This window comes from Pseudomonas sp. 32_A (assembly GCF_017490905.1).
Classification (GTDB): Bacteria; Pseudomonadota; Gammaproteobacteria; order Pseudomonadales; family Pseudomonadaceae; genus Aquipseudomonas; species Aquipseudomonas inefficax.
Window position 1 is genome coordinate 1 of the sequence record NZ_JAFGYI010000169.1, and the last position, 533, is coordinate 533.

The 533-nt window shown below is 67.9% G+C and carries 1 protein-coding gene; it reads left to right on the forward strand.

Annotated features, from left to right (window positions below):
• Nucleotides 1-360 (forward strand): glycosyltransferase family 9 protein (locus tag J5M58_RS26115; protein ID WP_306795253.1); only part of this gene is annotated, 360 nt, incomplete at its 5' end.
• Nucleotides 361-533: the final 173 nt, after the last annotated feature.

Sequence of the window (533 nt, forward strand, 5' to 3'; positions counted from 1 at the left end):
GTGCTTGCCGGTGCACGGGCGGTCGTGTGTCCGGATACCGGCATCGCGCATCTCGCGCGTCTCGTCGGCGTGCCCACCGTCGCGCTGTTCGGCCCCGGCAATGCCGGCATTCACGGCGCGGGGCGCTATTGGCGGGACGCGCCGTTCATCGCGCTGACGATCGCGGACATGCCGTGCCGCGACCAGCCGTCCATGTTCCGGCGCCATGTCGCATGGGTACGGCGCTGCGACCGGAGTGCGCAGACGTGCGTCGCGTGGCGCGGCGATCATGCGGACTGCATGGGGCGTCTTTCAGTGGATGCGGTGCATCGTGCGCTGCAAAACGTTTTGGCGCTTGCGCCGTCAAGTGCAAGCCGATGACGATAACGACATCGCGCGTCGAGCGCGTGCTTTGGATCGCCTGTCCCACGCTGATGTTCGGCGTGATGTTCGGGCACATGAACGGCGTGGTCAACACGACGCTCGCGTTGATCGGCGTCGGCACGCTTGCCGGCATCCTGTCCGCGAGCCGGCCGCCGTTCCGGCAATGGCCC